Annotated in this window: 13 protein-coding genes; 4 read left to right on the top strand and 9 right to left on the bottom strand. The window is 52.8% G+C overall.

All coding sequences use genetic code 11. From position 1 onward, the window contains the following. Nucleotides 1–116: 116 nt before the first annotated feature. From MF6394_RS02640 to MF6394_RS02610, 7 genes are all read right to left on the bottom strand, one after another. Nucleotides 117–1238, bottom strand: a complete 1122-nt coding sequence (locus MF6394_RS02640; RefSeq protein WP_238597270.1) for a TnsD family Tn7-like transposition protein — start codon at nucleotides 1236–1238, stop codon at nucleotides 117–119. 16 nt (nucleotides 1239–1254) lie between these two features. Continuing rightward, the gene (locus MF6394_RS02635) at nucleotides 1255–2715 is read right to left on the bottom strand and encodes an ATP-binding protein (protein WP_019821342.1); all 1461 of its coding nucleotides are present in this window, start codon (nucleotides 2713–2715) and stop codon (nucleotides 1255–1257) included. Then, a complete protein-coding gene (locus MF6394_RS02630; protein ID WP_019821340.1) occupies nucleotides 2712–4880 on the bottom strand; it encodes a Mu transposase C-terminal domain-containing protein in 2169 nt (722 codons plus the stop codon). The genes MF6394_RS02635 and MF6394_RS02630 overlap by 4 nt, the downstream gene beginning before the upstream one ends. Beyond that, on the bottom strand, nucleotides 4877–5731 hold the full coding sequence (locus MF6394_RS02625) for a TnsA endonuclease N-terminal domain-containing protein (RefSeq protein ID WP_019821338.1): 855 nt from the start codon (nucleotides 5729–5731) through the stop codon (nucleotides 4877–4879). Before MF6394_RS02625 ends, MF6394_RS02630 begins: the two co-directional genes overlap by 4 nt. Nucleotides 5732–6190: 459 nt before the next feature. After that, nucleotides 6191–6544 (bottom strand): hypothetical protein, encoded by a 354-nt coding sequence (locus tag MF6394_RS02620; protein ID WP_078466134.1) that lies wholly within the window; start codon nucleotides 6542–6544, stop codon nucleotides 6191–6193. A 71-nt stretch (nucleotides 6545–6615) separates the two neighbouring features. Continuing rightward, the gene (locus tag MF6394_RS02615) at nucleotides 6616–7467 is read right to left on the bottom strand and encodes a glyoxalase superfamily protein (protein ID WP_078466133.1); all 852 of its coding nucleotides are present in this window, start codon (nucleotides 7465–7467) and stop codon (nucleotides 6616–6618) included. A 237-nt stretch (nucleotides 7468–7704) separates the two neighbouring features. Then, nucleotides 7705–7971, bottom strand: coding sequence for a hypothetical protein (locus tag MF6394_RS02610; RefSeq protein WP_153045998.1), 267 nt, complete (start codon nucleotides 7969–7971; stop codon nucleotides 7705–7707). 1111 nt (nucleotides 7972–9082) lie between these two features. Here MF6394_RS02610 and MF6394_RS02600 point away from each other — a divergent pair. From MF6394_RS02600 to MF6394_RS02585, 4 genes are all read left to right on the top strand, one after another. Then, nucleotides 9083–9745 (top strand): vWA domain-containing protein, encoded by a 663-nt coding sequence (locus tag MF6394_RS02600; protein ID WP_078466131.1) that lies wholly within the window; start codon nucleotides 9083–9085, stop codon nucleotides 9743–9745. A 20-nt stretch (nucleotides 9746–9765) separates the two neighbouring features. Next, complete coding sequence (locus tag MF6394_RS02595; protein ID WP_161952153.1) at nucleotides 9766–10500, top strand: PP2C family serine/threonine-protein phosphatase; 735 nt, start codon at nucleotides 9766–9768, stop codon at nucleotides 10498–10500. A gap of 1 nt (nucleotide 10501) precedes the next feature. Then, nucleotides 10502–12445, top strand: a complete 1944-nt coding sequence (locus MF6394_RS02590; RefSeq protein ID WP_078466129.1) for a helix-hairpin-helix domain-containing protein — start codon at nucleotides 10502–10504, stop codon at nucleotides 12443–12445. A gap of 89 nt (nucleotides 12446–12534) precedes the next feature. After that, complete coding sequence (locus MF6394_RS02585) at nucleotides 12535–12996, top strand: hypothetical protein (RefSeq protein ID WP_078466128.1); 462 nt, start codon at nucleotides 12535–12537, stop codon at nucleotides 12994–12996. A gap of 242 nt (nucleotides 12997–13238) precedes the next feature. On the opposite strand, the gene rnhB is transcribed toward MF6394_RS02585, so the two are convergent. Continuing rightward, nucleotides 13239–13865, bottom strand: a complete 627-nt coding sequence (rnhB, locus tag MF6394_RS02580; RefSeq protein WP_011922979.1) for a ribonuclease HII — start codon at nucleotides 13863–13865, stop codon at nucleotides 13239–13241. A gap of 26 nt (nucleotides 13866–13891) precedes the next feature. Next, a complete protein-coding gene (locus MF6394_RS02575) occupies nucleotides 13892–14548 on the bottom strand; it encodes an SMI1/KNR4 family protein (protein ID WP_078466127.1) in 657 nt (218 codons plus the stop codon). Nucleotides 14549–15164 lie beyond the last annotated feature (616 nt).

Genomic DNA, 15164 nt, shown 5'->3' with positions numbered 1-15164 from the left:
GAGTGGGGTCCGGGTGGCGAAAACGTAAGAAATACTCGTCGAATTGATTGTTTTTTGATCATTTGGCGAGTTTAAAAGTTGCGCTAGGTGGTATGCCGGGGAAATACATGGCTACTTCAGACCATCCCTAGAACGGCAGCGATCTTTTTGGCATCAGCTCCCTCAAGAGCATGTTTCCACACAGCGGCTGACGAACAGTCCAGGCCTTCACCAGGCATCACCGGAGAAAGGCGCGTGTGAAGTCGAATGTGAGCTTTCGGACCACACGCCACCGCCTGTTTCATTGGGCGTTGACCATGCAGCAAGCTCACCATGTCAATGCCCAGAGCACCGGCCAATAAAATGTATTTGAGCGGATGGTGGGAGGTTATTGGCGTACGAAGCAGCTTCATGACCCATGAGGCGGGTGTACCTGCACGAACTTCTCCGAGTATAGAAAATTCCCATTCTCGCGGGAGTGCAGCAAAAAAATCGGCCATGTGCTGCGCCAGCATGTGCAGGTGCAAGCGATGGTTATCAGAGGCAAGGTTAAGCTGCGTTGCCCTTTGTAAAAGCGTGTAGCGCACCGCCTCCGCCGACAAAGCACTGACTTCAGACTCGATGACCTGAAGTGATCGCAACGCTATTTCGTGAAGCGGCGGCATGCGCAGCAACGGGGTATCGAGAAGTACCGTGTGTGCTTGCACATTCTCATCACTCGGCAGATTGAGTTGTCGAGAGCTACGGCTGGACCAGCGAGGATCAAGGATCCTAAGTGACGTGCCGTGATGCGGACATACCAGCACGCCTGGAAGCATGTGGACCCTGTGCCAGTAAGCAACTCCCCGTTGGGCCTGATCTTGGGCGATACATTCTGGGCATAACCGCACTCGGGAGGCGAATCCAATACGGCTCGCGTTGACGCCCAGCTTCAACATCAAGCCCTTCCCATCGGCAGTCATCAGCGTCCGAGCGTGTTCTACCTGGCTCATACTCAAAAACGGCGCATAGTAGGGTAATAGCGTGTGACGCATGAGGACCTCGGCTATCGATAGCTCGGTACCGCTGGGTAGCGCGTCGACAAACTCCCCTAAATGACTTGGGAATGCCACATTTTGCGAAAATGCTGCCGCCGATTTCAGTCCGGCAAATGCTTCTTGGCAATTACGAACACCGCAAAGACGGGCATAGCGAGAAATCACGCTGTGCAGCGTCTCGTCGGGAAACGCGGCGGGGAAGAAATGGAGTTTAAGGTGCACTTCGCCACCTCCCGACTCACGCTTTGTGGTACATCGGTGAGAACTCAAACAGGTCCTCGTTGAGCCAGCCCGCAGCGCGCAGAGCATCGAGGGGAGCGTCATGTTCGCTTAGCGCTGTAGCCTCTGAGTTTTCCACTGCAGTAGCAATTGGCGATGGGTGGCCTTTCGCAAGAATGGTTGGAGATGGGTCTACCGGCTTCTCACGGGATACAACACTTCGAAGCAAGGCAAGGCGATCCTCTCGTGCCAAACCATCGAAGACCATCATTTCGCTCAGCTGATCCTCAATCGGCAGCAAATCGTCGAACTGTCGCATCCGCTTCGGATCTCGGCTACGCAGAGCTGAAAGGGCTGGCTTTAGAATCTGCATTTTTGAGTTGCTTACCTTCACCAGGACCTCGGCAGTCAAACACTCCGAGCCACTCTGGACCGCATACCGCTGACTCAATACCAGCAGCTTGACCAGGAAATCTGTGACGCCTTGAGTGTGCTCATACAGCGTGTCGAAAATCTCGTCGGTCAGCTCAGCAGTCTGTTTGCACCACTGATAGCTCCAGAGATTTTCGACTAACAACCGCCACTCCTCATCATCTTTCTCGAATCGTTTGAATTCCAGCGTACCGGCACCACAGACTCGGCGGGCAGTCCGCATGACTTCTGAGAACAGGCTAATCGTAGAGTTCGTGCCACTGAAAACGACCGGGATACCAATGTTGTTAACCAAGTGCAGAAAGAAATTCAGCATGCTCTCCTTACCACCGGTTTTCGCCAAGTGGAGGTTTTGCAGCTCGTCGATTAACAAGGCGCCGATGAAAAACGTGCTGGCCACCTGCTCCATCTGTTGCAGCGCATCATTGATGTTTCGATGCCTGTAGCGCTTGTGATAGTCCTTGTCTCCTAGAGCGTCACCAACTGCATAAAAAAACTGCTGGCAAAATCCAGCCAGCGATCCATCCCGAGGGCAGTCAAGCTTCAGCCAAGTGATTTGGGTATGAACAAACTGCTTTCCCTCATAACGCTCATGACGGATTGTCTGTGGATAAAGGCTCAAAATGGCGTGGAGTGCCGTCGACTTGCCAATGCCGCTCAGGCCGACGACGGTGAACGTTTCTGCAGTGGACTTGAACGCATCGTGGTAACGCTGAGCCCCCGATAAAGAATGCAAATGCCGGACGGTAGCGGGCGACATCGGGTTACGCCCAACATACCCTCGACGGATGAGCAGTGAAAACAGGGCCTCCAGTTCCAGGTGTAACAAAAACGGCTGCACCACGGTTCTCAACCGGTCGATACAGTGAATTCGAGTGGATCCTTCGAGGGTCAGCTCTTTCGGATCCACCGGCTGAGGAAAATTCGAGATCAGCTCAATAGCCGCCGCCTCCGACAATATCGGAGGCAAAGCTTCGATAAGCGGATTGCCCGCATACTCACTTATGTCCTGTTTGACGTAATTGGCAAACGTCTGCGCACCTTTCATTTTGCCTGTCCTGGCCGAATTCTTTTGAGCAAATCGATAACCTGCGCAGTTCGCTCGCCGGCATATGAGTCATGCGCTTTCGGTGTCAATTCAGATTGAAGTGAAGCTGGCTCCGCCCTGACGCCTTCAGGAACAACCGCATTTTCACGCTCACGGAGACGTTCTTCTGCGCGGTTCTCGCGGATGTTCCCAGTGGCCTCTGCCTTGGTGGGCGGAGCAGGTTCCAATTTTCGTTCTGCGAGCGCATGACTGATGATCTGGTGGACCTGATCGCTAAGCTGGACACGGCTTTCCAGCTCGGCTCGCCGGCGAGTAGGCGGTTTTTGGCGATAGGCTTCGAGCAGATCAAAAATCTCGTCCGAGCGGTAATTCGCGTAACCGGCATCCGATCGTCGAAGATCACAGCGGATAAACTGCTTGGCCTCTCCCTGGATCCAGATGTGCGCCGCAGAGTTCGGATCGAACCAACACTCTATTGACCAAACGCCCCCTTTGCGAGCCTTGGCAAACCAATCTTTCTCTATGGCCATATCACACACGTAGTGCATGCCGCGAAACATCACCCCGCCCTTTTGAACGGTCGCGCGCTCGCGCGGCAAGAGATGGAGGTAAACCAGCTCGTCGGGACGTTTGTTGGATTCGATCAGGTCGTTTTCGCAGGCCCAATTCCATATCCCGTTGGGCGTAGGTTCAACGCCGTCATTCATCATCGCCTGAGTCAGTCGGTCAGGCTGTCGATGGTGCCGGTTATAGTGGAGCACGCAATTGATGAGTATCTGGGTGAACTCTTTGAGGTTCAGCGTGGCATCGAGCCGGTAATCTCGCTCGCCTCGCTCTTTGTCTCGCGCAGCTACCCCGCCAGGTAGCCATCTGATACCCGTCAAATCATTCAAAATGCCAAACCGACTTTCTACCATAGGCTTCCAATCAGGCCGATAAGGCGGAGCAGTGCCCATCTCAATTCCCAAGCCTGACGATAGCCCCTCTGCTGCCAGTGACAACATCTCTCCCCTGTCGGCGTAAATCTGGTGGGGCAGGTGGTGACAATTCCAATCATCTGAATTGATTTCAACGCCGTTCTGAGCGCAGAACTCGACTTTGGAGGTAAACGCGTTGAACAGCGCTTGCCTCGCCCCGTTCCAACTGGGACCTTCCAATCCTACATAGAGGCCAACAATCATTCCGGAGAAACTATCCACAACGATATAAACTACGGGCCGGCCAATGAGCATCCGTCTAGAGTAGCTGTTGACCAAATAAATATCGGCAATAGTTGCGTCGATTTCGAACTGATGACACGGTCCACGCAGCCAATCGCGAACGGTACCTGAAAGCGGACGGCAGTCCTTTAACCACTTCCTCAACCCTTTACGGCCACGCTCGGTTTCAATTTCGTCGAAAAAAATCTGTCCCCAATATCTGAACTGCCTCAGGCTGGGCAGCTCTAAGCTAGGCAGCAAACGAAGCTCTTCTTCACTGTTTTTAGAGATGTCTCGAACCGAGTAGAATCTTCTCAACATTTCGTCATATGCGCTCGAAATAGAAGACTTTTTATCTTTTACATAAAGGGAATACCCAACTCGGATGCATCGTTTATCAACCGCACCGAGCATCTTGGAAGGCGCAGTAAGAACGCCTTGAAACTTAGGCTTTCGCCCTGGAGGCCTACTTGGATCATATTTTCTATCGGCAACACCTACCGCCGAGTAATTATTAAGCAATGAGTTTCGAACTTGACCATAAAACCAATATCGGTAAAGAAGCCGATAGATAGTTTTTCGCTGGATTCCGAGCTCTGACGCCCGTTTGCTAACAAGCCGGCCTAACTCCCCCCGTACAAATATTTGTCCTGGATATTCAGGATCTAGCAGAGGGGCGATGACGGCCCACTTTTCGTCCCGGCCTTGCTTGGCTCTCTCATCCAACTGCTCCTCAAGCACAAGCATAAACTCGGGCGTGGTGATGGCTGCTGGTTTGGTGTGACCAGACGCTAGCGAGCGACGCAGCTCATCAAGACCAACAGCGTACGGCTGCCGGGGAGGGTCAGCTAGATCTATCACAACTGCTAAGTCATGCGTTTCATCCTGGTAAATGAGCCTGGCTATCGTAGAGATGACCGACAGATCGGTAACAGGCTCGAAAACGTCATTAACGAGAACAGTCATGACATTTTCTCCATCAACGATACTTGGGCAGGGATCTGGAAAACTTCGAAGTCAGGAACTAGACCAGTAAGGTGGAGAGGAGTGTTAACCAAATCTATTTTCAGTATCTTGTTCCAAACCAGATGGAAGAAAATTGCTTGAGCATCTATATAGGAAATGGACAGAAGGCATGCTATTTTTCTTAGACAGGTGGCCAAGGTCCACGAATATTCCCGGCTGTTTGCTAGGCAGTCGATAAAATTCGAATGCAACGGGACTTTCATTAAATCGCGATGCAGCTTCGAGTATTTTCTGATTAGTCCAAGATTTTTTATCAAATCTCGTGTAAAAAACTCATCTGTGACGATCTTCCAATCAACACCTTGGCTATGCCAAAAGCGCTTTTCAATCTCAAGTTTTTCAAGCGTGCGGTTACTTCCTTTGCCAACTAGGTCGGATCGATACTTCACAGTTCTAGCTACCGACTTAAAGTTTCCGTTCAAGTCCTTAACAGTTAGCAGGAAATCTGTTGTCATTACATAGGGCAGTGTCGTTCTAGGGTATCTGGGATAACGTACATCTATTGCCGACGCTATCGCTTGCGCACGCTCTGTAGGTAGTAACGGATATTGCTCACGGATATCCACGACGTTTTCAGAAAATTCACACACAAGGAAGTACGAACGCTCGAGATCTGACAGTAGGTGATGAATCCTCTCGATCTTCACACCTTGGATCTTGTGCGAACGACCTATCGACGGGACATCTTGTACCCGCAGCCAAGGCACGTAGCTTGCCCCGGCGCCTTCGCCAAATCCATTTGCAATATGCCGTTCAATGTCTTGCTGTGATGCAAACTTACGACCTCGCAACCCACGCCTCCTCAGTCGATGCGGACCGCTTCACCTCACGCCGAGAAAAAGTCGTAGAAGGACATGACCGCCGTAGCGGCCATATTTCAAAGCGTTTTCTAGACTACACCCGCGGAGAGTTGAAGCGATGAATCCAGACCAAAGGGAAAGCCTGGAAAGGAAAAACCCCCATAGATACGGGGGTTTGGGCCTTGTGTCAATCTATGTTCATGAGTGTCAAACTTTATTGTTTTGTGTCAATCTTTATTGTTCAAAACCACATCTGTCATCATCCGTTTTTAGCGGACGCCAAAAACGGCATCCCTATACTGACGTGGCCCCGGTTTTAGGCCGGGGCTTGGGTACAGCAGAAGACTATTCCTATGATCCGAGTACCACGAAGCCGATGATCGTCACCATCACAACAACAAGAATGAAAATAATCAAAAAACGAAAACTCACGGCGTTCTTTCCCTTAACTCATCCTTGACCATTGGCACGGCGTATAACCGTCCCGTCACAGAGTGTGATTTGGCCCGTACTTACGAGCGCCAGTCGAGCAGAGCGAGCAACCTTTCGCTCGACCTGCCGTGGCAGAAAAGCGACCTTGCGAGCCTTGCGCTCGGCAGATACAGCCATGGAAGAAATTAGGTTGGCGCTACCCTGACCAGCGACCTCCCAGCTTCCATCTGGCTGGCGAACAGCATCAGCAGTATTGGAGCCCACATCCAACAGCATCTTCGTCGAGTCGAAAGTCGGAATCTGGGAACCGGCGAGATACTTCGTAAGCTTGTCGAAAAACTCAGTTTTACCTTTTGCAATTTCATGTTTCATGGCGATTTCCGTGACCAATTACATATTTAGAAAGGGGAGCGTTAAGCCTTCTCCCCTAATACGTTTAGATCCTAGTTCTGACTAGGCTCACCCTTTGGGAGAATGGCGTCTAAAACAGCCTGCGGCCCCTTATCGACCAAACTCTTGACATTGGACTCATCAAAACCATGCTGACGCAATATCAGCTCATGGCGCTCCCTGTTTGATTGAATCTGCATGGCCACATCAGGCCAAACGAGTTCTTGATCAATCGACAAGATCTGACCTTCGGCAATCAGCCCATCAAGAAACACTTCACCTATCCCAAACTGACGTAAGAGCACGCGAAGACGATCTATCCCCGGTTTCCCATGCAATGTTGCCACAACCTTTACGCCTGCTTTCGCCAGTGCCACAACCTCAAATGCAAGCCGTGCAGAACGAATTTCGTCAACCAACACCAGCCTTTGACCTAAAGGGGAATCAAGACAGGTTTCGCTGCCGAGCCCCACATCGACAATCAATGTGGGGTCGTTTGTGTTGATATTTGCACGCAGTAGGTCGTTGATCACAACATTGGCTGTGGTTGATTTCCCCTGTCCCGTGGCTCCGCAAACAAGAACCAGCGCCCCTCGGTTATCCGATTGATCCAACAAACGATGTAATTCCAGAGGGATCGTTTCGCTTTCTTCAAAGATGGTGGCCATGCTTCGCGTTTGATCGCGACGGGCGTTTACCTTGATATTTTGTGTCGGGTAAAGGGTGCGGGGGGATTGGATTTTGTCCGACTGCCCATAGGACACACACGCGGCGTCCCAAGTGGGAAAATTTTCTGCCTTCGCCACAAGCTCCAGGGCCTGAGAGTGCGTGACCGAAACCTTGAACATTTCGGCGACTGCCGGACGCAGTTGTTTGGCGCGAGCTTTAAGAGTTTCTGAAGTCATTGTCGATGGTTTCCATGTGAGCCAGGTTGACGCATAGCGTTGTCGGAGTCCTCGTTCTCGATGCCTGGCAATGGTTGCCAACAAGCTTCGTCTACTCCCCCATTCACCGTACCGTTTCCGGCGAGGACGACAGGCTGGGGTGGCCTTGTTGAAATGATATTTGGAATGGCATCACCATGCCGAATAGCACTTCTTCCGTCGAAGGCCCCTTGAACGGGGCCAGCATAATTTCCGTGATTACTGGGCGTCTTCTTCGCAGCCGGTAGTTTCAGGTTCTGGATACCAACCGAGGGTGACAGCGGCTGCATTTTGCAGCCCTGGTTCATTGGCATCACCCAACACAACACGCACCGACCATTCTTCTAGTTCGGCGAGGGGTACATCGCAAAGGTCTGCAATCTCCACGATCCAGTTCTGATCGTTGAGGGCTTGAGCCGCGATCATCACTAACCGCGCTAAGCCCGCGTCATCGAGAGCTAGTAGTTGTTCACGTAGCGGTTTCATCTGACTTTTCGTGTCAATCCGGCCTCACTGACTGCTACGAGAGCTTCCAAGCGAAAAACCCGCCCCAGCTCAAAGCCATAACTATTACGAAAAAACGATACGTTCCATGCTACTTCTCCCTATTTACCCTATGCATTTGTTGTAGGTTCGGCGTCTACGGGGTGGCGCGCTACCAGGCCGACAGTTCAGTTTCTTGTATTCAAGATAACCACCGCTCTGCGAATTCCAACTCGTTGGGGAATTCTCCCACAAATCTGGAGAATGCAACCCAAGTCAGGGGGCCTAAAAGTCGTTTAACTCAGTAAAGGGCAAGCTCATAAGCTTTTCGAATGGTGGCCTGATCGACGATTAAGTAGGGGTTGCTGCGATCCAGATTTTGACCCGGGATGGTCTGCACCGTCTCCACCTCACCGGTCGCTGCCAGTAAGTGGCGGACTAGGTTGCGCCGGACACTATGCGAGACATCGTGAAGCTGGCCTCCCGGTAGAGTCGGCAGATCGTTTGCTGGAGCGAATCGCACGCCAATCCAATGCTCGATGGCGGCCAGGCACTTTGGGTTGGTCGGGTAGATGTTGCGAGGCCGGCAGCCCTTGGTACTCTCGGTCTAGGTCTCTGGGCGGATGGCGCTGCCGGGCTAAAGCACGTCGCCAGCCTCGAGCAAAGCCAACTCTTTGACATGGATGCTGGTGGTGTTGGTGAGATACAGCAGCATCACGCCACGCTCGGGCATGCTTCCTGACGGATGCGAAGCGGCTCAGGTGGCTACTTTGGCGTGGACGAAGACATGCTGCGCGCCGGGAGGCTGTGGCTATTGTTTCTCGCTGTCAGGATTGAACGGGGATCGAGGCCGATCCTGAGAGAGCTGGCGCGGACCCTCCTAATCAGCATACCAACAGGCCAGGCCAAGCGCGGTGTACACGGAAAACTTCATTGCTGCGGATTGTGTGGACTCGACGGCCATTGATGCCGATACCCTTTTGAAACGCGCCAGAGAACGACATGTAGATAAGCGCTTGCAGATACTTGAACGGAAAACGACGTATCGTTTTGGGATGTGTTTGGAATATTCCAACAGTAACCTTACGCTCTTCATGACGCCGGACTATTCCCAATGACAGACCAGATCGACTTCGCAGAGGTGGATTCATTCGCCGATAACCCCGAGCCCCGTTGCCCATGCCTACTCCTCCTGGACGTATCGCGGAGCATGGACGGCCCGGCACTCGATGCCCTAAACGATGGACTCGTACAATTCAAAGACGAGCTGGCAGCGGACGCATTGGCTTTACAACGCGTTGAAATCGGTATCGTTACGTTCGGCCCAGTTGAGATCCACACTCCGTTTATTGAAGCTGGCGCATTTATGCCACCTGTCCTCTTAGCTCGTGGGGATACGCCTCTGGGCGAAGCCATCACCACCGGCCTCAAGATGCTTGAAGACCGTAAGGCGATCATCCGGGAGAACGGGGTAGCACTTTTTCGACCGTGGATTCTGGTAATCACTGACGGGGGTCCGACTGATGCTTGGAAGCACGCTGCTGCATTGGTTCGTGATGGCGAGCAGAACAAGCGTTTCGCCCTCTTCACCGTAGGGGTCGAAGGAGCCAATATGGAGGTGCTCTCCCAGATCAGCGTACGCGCTCCATTGAAACTTGATGGACTGAAGTTCCGCGAGTTGTTCCAGTGGCTTTCCGCCTCAATGAAGGCGGTTTCGCAGTCTTCACCAGGAACCGAGGTTCAACTCGCTCCACCAACCGGGTGGGCAAGTGTGTGATGTGGGAATGCGCTAGCGCGGTGTCGATTGGAACCGCGCACACTGAGCGTGGCGGCCGATGCGAAGATCGCTGTTCCTCTCAGGTTTTTGACCAAGCCGGCTCGCCATGGGTCGCTCTATTTGTTTCCGACGGCGCCGGCAGTGCCGAGTGTGGAGAGCAAGGCGCAGATATTGCCGTGCGTACAGCAAACGAGACCGTCGCACAGCTGATGGAACTAGCCGAGCTACCGCTTGATGAAAGCCTAGCTCTTCAGATCGTAAATGAAATCCGTCAGGCCATCTCGCAAGCTGCTGATCAAAGCCAACTGCCGATCCGAGCGTATTCCTGCACCTTTCTCGGCGCACTCACCTCTTCCGCAGGAACACTAGTATTCCAGATTGGTGACGGCGGAATCGTTCTCGACGGGCAGCATGGACTTGAATTAGCGATTGAGCCCATGAACGGGCACTACGCAAACGAAACTTTATTTATCTGTCAAAAAGACGCAATCGAGAAGTTGGCCGTTCGTGTATACCCAGCGGGCGTAACAGCCCTGGCGCTCTTCTCTGATGGGTTACAGCATCTTGCTCTGGACATGGCCAAGCGCGAACCTCACGGGCCTTTTTTCGAACCAATTTTTCGGAAGATGCAATTCCTCACGGATGTAAGTCGACCACAGATAGGTGCTGCGCTGGAAGGCTTCCTCGGAAGCTCCAGGATCAACGAAAGGACTGATGACGACAAGTCCCTTGCCATTGCCGTATTGAGGGTCTGAGATGGCACGCAGGCTCTATACAGCGGACGGTAACCCGTGTGAACTTGTTGAGGTACTTGGCAAAGGTGGCGAAGGCTCGGTATTCACCCTTCAAGGAACGCGAGATGTTGTAGCCAAGGTGTACCACGCCCCCCTCGATCGAGATAAACAAACCAAGCTCAGTTACATGGTGGGTGTCCACGATGAAAAACTACTGAAGTACGCAGCTTGGCCTCAAGCGACGCTCCATGAATCCCGCGGCGGGCCCGTGGTTGGTTTTACGATGCAAAAGGTCGGCGGGATGAAGCCGATCCAGTCCCTCTATAGCCCGGCACAGCGAAAGCAGGAGTTTCCGCAAAGGGGCTGGGACTTCCTCGTGTACGCTGCTCGAAACACCGCAGCTGCTTTTTCCGTCCTGCACGATCGCGGATTTGTAGCCGGCGATGTAAACCATGGAAATCTCTATGTAGGACAGTCCGCCGTGGTCAAGTTGATTGACTGCGACTCGTACCAGTTAAGCGACGGCGTTAACCAGCACCTCTGCGAAGTCGGCGTCGGGACCTACACACCCCCTGAGCTTCAGGGCAAAAGTTTCCGCGGAGTAGTGCGAACGCCAAACCATGATAACTTCGGTCTTGGTCTGCTCATCTGGCACCTCTTGATGGGCGGTCGGCACCCTTTCGCCGGCGTGCCTCAGAAGGAAGGTGTCGGCGAAACGATTGAAGACAACATCTCAGAATTCAGGTTTGCGTATAGCGCCAGCCAATCCCTTCTACTTCCGCCCCCCAACGCACTACCTCTATCGACGGTGCCAGGCTCAATTGCCGGGATGTTTGAGAATACATTCACGGTGGCAGGCCAACAGGCAGGTCGACCAACTGCCCATCAATGGATGGTCGCACTGGACGAACTCCGGTCCTCGCTCCGGCCATGTGCGAAATCAAAGCTCCACACCTTTCCGTCACATCTGAGCACTTGCCCTTGGTGTTTGATGGATGGCAAGGGTGTCTCCTACTTCACTGTCACACCCATCTACGCACCAGGGGAGGCAAATAACGGTACCCCAGTCAGGATTGGTGAAGTATGGGCAGCGATAACCAAAGTACCAGTTCTTGCCCCAGTGCTAATCCCACAAGCGAGAAATCCTAGCCCGCAGCCAGATCCTTTGCCGCTTGGAGTATTCAGCACAACCGCCAAGCACATCATGAGCTTATCGCTGACGGCTATTACGATCGCGATATGGTCGGCCGTGGGTGGGTATCCGCTCATATACCTAGTGATCGTTGCTATGACCTGGCTGTTCGTGGGGCAATTTGGCACAAAAGCTAAGACGGAAGAGAAGCAGCGTCGAACCCTTGTGAGGGAAGCTGCTCGTAAACGACACGAAGATGCAGTGAAGGAACTGAAGGCAGACTCCGGTGTTGATCAGGTAGCAGCCAAGCGCGAGTTGCTAAACAGGCTCAAGCTTGAGTTTGACACCTTGGCTATCAGGGAGCAGAAAGATCTCGCAGGCCTTCGCAGTAAAGCTGAGCAACGCCAACGCACAGCGTACCTAGAGCGATTTTACATCGAGAAGGCCGTCCTGCCAGGCGTTGGGCCCGCTAAGCGAGCAGCTTTGCAAGCGTTCGGCATTGAAACCGCCGCAGAGATCAATGCGCGCAAGATCATGCAGATAAGAGGATTTGGAGAGCGAATTATCCAGGTACTGTTGGATTGGCGAGACTCTCATGCGCGCAATTTTCGGTTTAACCCTGCAACCGCCATCACGCCTGCGGACACGCAATTAGTTAAGAGTGCTGTGCGGAAGCGTGCAGTCGAGATTTCTGCTCTGATGGTGCAGGGCCTAAAAGATATCAGGCAGGGTCCGGAGGTGCGCGAAGGGGCGCTACACCGACATCTAAAAACGGTGCAACAGGCTGCTGATGAGCTTGCACAAGCTGAGGCTGATTGCAAAGCACTCAACTGATCAGGTTACCAAAAAACGGAGCCCTATTTTGGCTGGTGAATGGATAGGCGAGGACTGATCATAACTTCTCATTCGCTGGCGAGGTCATTATGCAGTTAACTCAAATTCGAGATTTTCTGTTGCAACACCAGTACGAGTCAAAGCTCGTTTTTGTCTCACGATCTATCCGTACTGTGTTCAAAGTCGCAGTCGTCTACCCTGCGATTCTTTCGGCTTGCATGGTCGCGCTGATAGGGATGCAAGGCCGAGGCTTTGCTGAAATTCCATATATGATGTTGTCGACCATGGAGATGTCCCAGCGGCTCGTAGGAACCAACAAGGTCATCCCGGGGCAGGTGCTCATCGAGAGTTGCGATGACAAGCCAATCGAACCAGCGCGCATGCCGGACCATCTTAAGGTATGCGGGTCTCATTCAGTGGAGTCCGTCAGCATCGATCAACTCGCGGCACACCAGGGGGCACTGATTAAGGTGACGTACTTAATTGTCGTTGGCACCTTTGCTTTCTTTGAGCTGTACCGATCATTCAGGAAGTTCAGGCGTCGAGTTTAATCCATAAGCATCAGCGGTCGGAGGGTGGGCACTACTACTCTCCTGCTTGCCCATCCATATAAAACCTTTGGGCTCTTCAGAAGCAGCACAAACTATTGTCCCAATAGCCCCACAAACTATTCCTAGCAATAAGACAGCGGGCACATCGGCCTTATCAAAGGCCGGCAGCAATAGCACGCCCATCAAGAGCGCCACTACACTGCTGAGAAATTAGAACAAGCCTGCACGGTCAGCCACCTGCCTCAACTAACTGCGCTCCCACCAACATAATTCAGGCTTGCTAGAATCTTTCGCACGGGAGCAAATGTCTTCCGGTGTATCGGGGTTACTCCCAATCGGGTAAGGGCCTCCAAGTGTTCCGGGGATGGATAGCCTTTATGCCCTGCGAGCCCATACCCTGGGTAAAGCAGATCTGCCGATTGCATCTCCCTGTCACGGACGACTTTGGCAAGCACTGATGCAGCTGAGATTTCGGCAATCAGCCCGTCCCCTTTGATGATGGCCTCTGCTCGCATCGGTAGGATTGGGCATCGATTACCATCAATCAGCACCAAAGTAGGAGTAACATTCAGGCCGTAGACAGCTCGCTGCATGGCCAGCATGGTGGCTTGCAATATGTTTAGCTGATCGATTTCTTCAACGCTTGCCCGGCCGATCGACCACGCTAGAGCCTTTTCACAAATTTCGTCGTACAGAAGATCACGTTTCTTCTCACTGAGTTTTTTTGAGTCATTCAATCCTTGGATTGGCCGTGATGGATCTAAAATGACTGCAGCCGTAACCACATCCCCACATAAAGGCCCCCGGCCTACCTCATCAACACCCGCAACGACTTCACTGCCGGCGAACTCAAAACTAAATTGAGACATCGTTCTTTCCTGATATCGGGTTGATTTCAGTCTTCCCACTCCGGGAGTACGTCAAACTCAAGCGGGTTTTCAAAAGCCAGGGATTGGATTAGGGTTTCTGCTTGGTCTTGTCCCAACAGAGAAGGCACTTCGAGCAAAGCGGATCTAGGGCCGGCACGGAATGGGCGGACCACTACATCGGCACTTAACAACCCCAAAAGAAGCTCTAGGTGTTCGGGCAGTAGGATGCGCTCCAAGAGACCTAGCTCGCTCTGCAGGCGCTCGCCCCCATCTGCACCAAAGCATCCAATTTCGGCAAGATTGGTGAACGCTCTTATGTATTCGCTCGCAATCCAGTGCGAAATTGATGGGTACTCAAGCTCTGAGGTCTCTTCATCGTGCTTTACTCGAGCGATGCCTTCGTCACCCTCTTCAAACAGGACGTAGCAATAAGCATCCACTCCGCATGACATCGCAAATGGGAGCAATGTGAATCCTGCACCACGCTGCTTGTCACGGCCAAGCCAGTCACCGAGCAGTCGCTCCACATCACCGCAGTCGATGAGTTCTATATCGTGAAGGCTGGCGAACAGCGTGGGTACTCCGCGCTTGAAAGGCTGGGCGCCTAGTTCGATCAGCTGTGCGAGCGCAGCGGGGATTGTCAGGCCAATCTCCTCTGCGATGTCCTCAAAATCCGCAAGCATTATTGCTTCCTGTATGTGTTCATCACTCAGACAGGTTACGGATTTATTGACCATCACCAAGTGAAAAGCAGGGTGGCAAATTCTGGCGTAGGATTCGCAAAATTCCGCATGCGAAAACAACCAGCCCCCACCCTAGGTTCCGGGAAGAAGGATTTAGCGACCCCGTTTCGGGGTGCGCGCGGATGAGATCTCAGTAAAATTATCGGCAACATAGGTGAAGAAATTCCTAACCGCCATAACGCCGGGCATGGCATCTCTTAGCTGTGATCATATTTAAGAAGGTACGAACATGAAGGTACTTCGTTGGGCAGCATTAACCGCTGCTGTGATGATTGCGTCAGGAACTGTGAGCGCCAGCGAGCCACAAGAACATCGCCCTCCTCCGAAGCTGCCGCCGGATGTGGCGTATCAGGCCTGTGACGGCCTTCAGCCTGGCGAAATCGTAGAGTTTTCCCAAGAAGGTGGAAAAGAGTTCGTCGGGGTTTGCCAGCTACTCGATGGGCGCTTAGTAGCAATCCCCGGCCACCCCCAGGGCCGGCCTGGCGGCGAGGGTGCGCCTCCGCCACGTCCAGATGCACCACGAAGCTAACCGAGCCTTTTGAATCGAAAATGCCGC

The sequence above is a fragment of the Pseudomonas sp. MF6394 genome (genome assembly GCF_002018845.1).
GTDB classification, from domain to species: domain Bacteria; phylum Pseudomonadota; class Gammaproteobacteria; order Pseudomonadales; family Pseudomonadaceae; genus Aquipseudomonas; species Aquipseudomonas lactis.
Note: the sequence above shows the minus strand (reverse complement) of the source record. Positions and strands in the feature narration are given on the sequence as shown.